Source organism: Acidovorax sp. KNOB132, assembly GCF_057541515.1.
On the sequence record NZ_BAAJYT010000281.1, the window covers coordinates 1 to 4,454 of the forward strand.

Consider the following 4,454-nt stretch of genomic DNA (forward strand, 5'->3'; position numbering starts at 1 on the left):
CTATACCGACCCGACAGGCGAGTTTGCATCGCCATTCCGTTCATTCCAGCGATCATCACTGGGGACAGATATTGCTATCGGAACGGGTTTAGGGTGCGTTGAGCTATGGGGTTGGTATCGCATGTTTGCGGAAACCAGGTAATGAATCCCGTCCATCTGATGCACCAGCTGGTACAAAACCTATTGACCAAACCGGCCTCGGGCGTGGCGACATCCATGATATTAAAGAGGGGGCGGGTGCTGGAGCACGCGACTGGACTGGAATAGCGCCGAATGGCGACGTGATTACCAGTGGGCGAAATGGGCGGGCGACTAACCATGGCCCTGCTGATCAATTTACAAATCGTCCAACTGGACTCTGTCGTTAAGGATTAAAGCGATGACAACCCATATGAGTCTCCAGATGAGACATGAATTTCAAGATCTTTCGAAATTAGGGGAGGCTTTGGAGTTTCCAGTCGCAAGACTTTGGAAGTCTGGCGATAAATGTAGATCTCCTAATGGTGATTTGCTTGGAGGGTGTTACGAAGAGTCTTATTTGGCGCTAAAAATTAAACCCCCTTCAAAGAGCATTCCAGAGGCTATTGAATTAATACGGATCGCTTTTGCCAAGGTTCCTGTTGAGCTGCTGCCAATTATTAATGATCCGACTTTGAGAAAAATACTTTATTGCACGATTGAATCAGGAGGGGAGGAGCTAAGGCTTCCTGAGATAAAAGTTCTTTTTGATTTGGGGATTGAGCTTGGTTTTGATTGAAGTCTGAAAATGAGAGATTGAATTTCTCAAAATCTTCAGATTGGATTTTTTGGTGTCGTAATTGGTTGGTTAATTTCGAGGACTCTTGAAGCTCTTGATTCTCGATTGATGGACTTGAAAAATTCTTGGGCTGCGGCGTCTTTCTCGAAGCTATGCTGCATGGAAGTGAAGAAGTACTAAGAATGGAGGGTTTTAATGGGTTTCCCCAATATTTTTTATAAAGATATTTGCCGGCCGCTCTTCTTTGGTGTTTTGATGAAGCCATTTGCAGCCCTCCTGGATGCTGGAGATCCTGAGTGGCATGACGTCTCATGGGTAAAGCGAAAAGTGGTTGAGTTGTTGGGGAAGGGTTGTGGTTATTTTGTTTGTTATGGCGAAACCTCTGAAATGCTGCATGATTTGATTGATGAGGTAATCGAAGGTCATGAATTTTCAAAAATCATCACCACATATCATTGTCATGAATCCCGGCCTGAAGTCGCCAGTTTTTTTAAATTGGTGGCGATGGAGGGGGTGAATCAAGGGTTGATCGTTGTTCGCAACATTGAAGGGTGGCATTCGGCTATGCATTAATAATAAAAGACGAGGGGTGGGTTTTTAATAGGGAAATTAATAAATTGTCATGACGTGCACGTGCCCAGTTCGGATATCATCATGCAGACGATGAAACTGATTCAAAAATTTATCTATGTCAATGGCTCTGGAAAAAATATGCAGATATTTTTGGAGCCATGGGCAGAGCAATTTGAGATTCCTCCGGGGGAGCGAGTTGAGATTTCTGTGCATGCGCCTAGTGAATCGGTAGCTGGCATCTTGGAGATTGAGCAATTGGAAGATGGGTTGATTGTTTATGGGTATGAAGGTTGTGTTGTTTATTCGACTCTGCGCGGTGGTGATTTGCCGCCTTCGGAGTAGATCAAATAAGCATTCCATATAGAAATGCCTTGATTCGGTCGCCATGGCGGCAACAGTCGCGCCGTCACGAGCAGCCTGTACCGCCACCGCGGCTGACGATGAGCTACCAGACCCAGTACAGCCCCCCTGGCCAGCAGGTGTTCCACACGGCTACGCCTCCAAGCGACAAGCGAGACGAACAGCACGAAAGTCATCTGATCGTTTATGTGGCAAATCAATTTGCCTTATGGCGCCTTCAGCCAGCAGCAGTTTTCATAGCGATGCATGGTGGCGGAGCACGGATGTCCCGGGCCTCAAACAAAGACGGAATCCATCCACTGAGCCTCCGGCTCGCCGCAACCAAATGCTGGATCAAACCCGTTTCGTGCACTATATTTTTGATAGCAACACAGCCATGATTTTCTAGGGCATGGGGTCTGTTTGGTCATGAACGAAAGCGCGGTAAAGGCGGCCGGCAAGCCCCCGCATGCGCAAAACACATGTCTCGGCCTTCAGCGTTTTCGCGGGAGTGAAATACACGTCTTGAAAGCCCCTGGCCCGCCCCGCCACCCAATGTGAAGCCTGGGTAAAGTTCCTTCCCCCCCACCGCACTCCCCGCGAACGGCTGACCGACAGGGGTTCCATCTCGGCGCACAATGTCGCGTTCGCCAATCCGCATCCAACAATGACCCTCACGGAACTCAAATACATCGTCGCTGTGGCCCGGGAGAAGCACTTTGGCCGTGCGGCCGATGCTTGCTATGTGTCGCAGCCCACGCTGTCGGTGGCCATCAAGAAGCTGGAAGACGAGCTGGAGGTCAAACTTTTCGAGCGCAGCGCGGGCGAGGTGTCGGTCACCTCGCTGGGCGACGAGATCGTGCGCCAGGCGCAGAGCGTGCTGGAACAGGCCGCCGCCATCAAGGAAATCGCCAAGCGCGGCAAGGACCCGCTGGCCGGGGCGCTCACGCTGGGCGTGATCTACACGATCGGTCCCTACCTGCTGCCCGAGCTGGTGCGCCATGCCATCGCGCGCACGCCGCAGATGCCGCTCATGCTGCAGGAGAACTTCACCGTCAAGCTGCTGGAGATGCTGCGCACCGGCGAGATCGACTGCGCGATCATGGCCGAGCCGTTTCCCGACACGGGCCTGGCGATGGCGCCGCTGTACGACGAGCCGTTCATGGCGGCCGTGCCCAGCAGCCACCCGCTGGCCGAACAGAAATCCATTTCCGCCGCGCAGCTCAAGAGCGAGACCATGCTGCTGCTGGGCGCGGGCCATTGCTTTCGCGACCATGTGCTGGAGGTCTGCCCCGAGTTCGCGCGCTACGCGAGCAATGCCGAGGGCATCCGCCGCACGTTCGAGGGCTCCTCGCTGGAGACGATCAAGCACATGGTGTCGGCCGGCATGGGCGTGACGCTGGTGCCGCGCCTGTCGGTGCCGCGCGATGCCCTGCACACGGGGTCGCGCCGGCGCAAGAGCGACGACACGCACATCCGCTACCTGCCGATCCAGGAGGCCGACGGCAGCCCGCCGCCCATGCGCCGCGTGGTGCTGGCCTGGCGCCGCAGCTTCACCCGCTACGAGGCCATCGCCGCGCTGCGCAACGCGATCTACGCCTGCGAGCTGCCGGGCATGACGCGCCTGTCCTGACCGCAGGCCAGCGGTCTCTTCCACTTCTTTTTGCGGGCCTGGCGGCCCGGTGGTCGGCGCTGGCCGCCGCGCGCGCGGGCTGCCGGCTTCACCGAAACGCCTCGGGGCAGGGCTAAACTTCGCCCCGCGCGCGGCCGGTGGGTGGGCATCCTCCACCCCGGCCTGGCGCGGGCCGCGCCACATGCGGTCCGCGCGGGCGCCGCGCTCTCCACAATCCCGAGGACATTCATGAAGAAGCTTTTGATGGCGGCCGGCCTGGCCCTGGGCCTTTCGGCCTGCTCCAGCGTGACCGCGCCGACCGACGCCGCGCCCCTGGCGGGCACGCTCAAGAAACCCGATCTGGACCGCCTGGTGGTCGCCGAGACGGGCGCGCCCAGCGGCGATTTCAGCGCGTTCCTCGAACGCGCGGTGCGCACCTACCCTGCGCTGGCGCCCAGCGTGAAGGCGTATGGGTCCAAGGCCACGCTGGCGGGCGACGACCTGGTGAACATCAGCCGCCTGCTGGGCCTGTACAACCGGCTGCACCACCACACGGCGGTGATCGACACGACCGCGAAGATGGTGGCCATTCCCACGGTGCGCTCGGACAAGGTGCCGCCGCACGAGGACCGGGCCATCATCGCCTTCGGCACGCTGGTCGAAGGCATGGCCAAGGATTTCGGCCTGCAGTACCGCAACGTGGACAACCGCATCTTCGAAGTGAAGCTGCCCGGCACGGGCACCGAAGAATTCGGCATCCTCACGCACGCCGACGTGGTGCCCGTGGTGGCCGACGAATGGGTGCTGGACGACGGCACGCGGCTGGACCCGTTCAAGCTCACGCGGGTGGGCGGCAACCTGTACGGCCGCGGCTCCATCGACGACAAGGGCTCCATCGCCGCGGTGCTGTACGCGATGAAGGCGGTCAAGGACAGCGGCCTGCCGATGGCCCGCACGATCCGCCTCATGGTCGAGACGACCGAAGAGACGGGCGGCGACGCGATGAAGTACTACCGCGCCAAGACCCAGCTGCCCGAGTACAACATCGTGCTGGACAGCAAGTACCCCGCCGTGGTGGCCGAAAAGGGTTCGGGCGCGCTGCGCGCCTCGTTCGCCCTGGCGCCTGCCGCCGCCGTGCCGGCCGGTGCGGTCACCATCGCCGCGATGGCGGGG

General features: G+C 58.3%; 5 protein-coding genes. All 5 read left to right on the forward strand.

Annotated features, from left to right (window positions below; genetic code table 11):
* Positions 1–379: 379 nt before the first annotated feature.
* A complete protein-coding gene (locus tag AC27IO_RS20955) occupies positions 380–757 on the forward strand; it encodes a hypothetical protein (RefSeq protein ID WP_498740565.1) in 378 nt (125 codons plus the stop codon).
* A 195-nt stretch (positions 758–952) separates the two neighbouring features.
* A complete protein-coding gene (locus AC27IO_RS20960; protein ID WP_498740566.1) occupies positions 953–1,330 on the forward strand; it encodes a DUF7684 family protein in 378 nt (125 codons plus the stop codon).
* An 81-nt stretch (positions 1,331–1,411) separates the two neighbouring features.
* On the forward strand, positions 1,412–1,672 hold the full coding sequence (locus AC27IO_RS20965; RefSeq protein ID WP_498740567.1) for a hypothetical protein: 261 nt from the start codon (positions 1,412–1,414) through the stop codon (positions 1,670–1,672).
* 664 nt (positions 1,673–2,336) lie between these two features.
* The gene (locus AC27IO_RS20970) at positions 2,337–3,302 is read left to right on the forward strand and encodes a LysR substrate-binding domain-containing protein (protein ID WP_272566898.1); all 966 of its coding nucleotides are present in this window, start codon (positions 2,337–2,339) and stop codon (positions 3,300–3,302) included.
* 228 nt (positions 3,303–3,530) lie between these two features.
* Positions 3,531–4,454: M20/M25/M40 family metallo-hydrolase (locus AC27IO_RS20975; RefSeq protein ID WP_498740569.1), on the forward strand; the 924-nt coding region annotated here is incomplete at its 3' end.

Coding starts and splice junctions, on each gene's coding strand:
- AC27IO_RS20955 (WP_498740565.1), top strand. CDS start 380: ATGACAACCCATATGAGTCTCCAGATGAGACATGAATTTCAAGATCTT.
- AC27IO_RS20970 (WP_272566898.1), top strand. CDS start 2,337: ATGACCCTCACGGAACTCAAATACATCGTCGCTGTGGCCCGGGAGAAG.
- AC27IO_RS20960 (WP_498740566.1), top strand. CDS start 953: ATGGGTTTCCCCAATATTTTTTATAAAGATATTTGCCGGCCGCTCTTC.
- AC27IO_RS20965 (WP_498740567.1), top strand. CDS start 1,412: ATGCAGACGATGAAACTGATTCAAAAATTTATCTATGTCAATGGCTCT.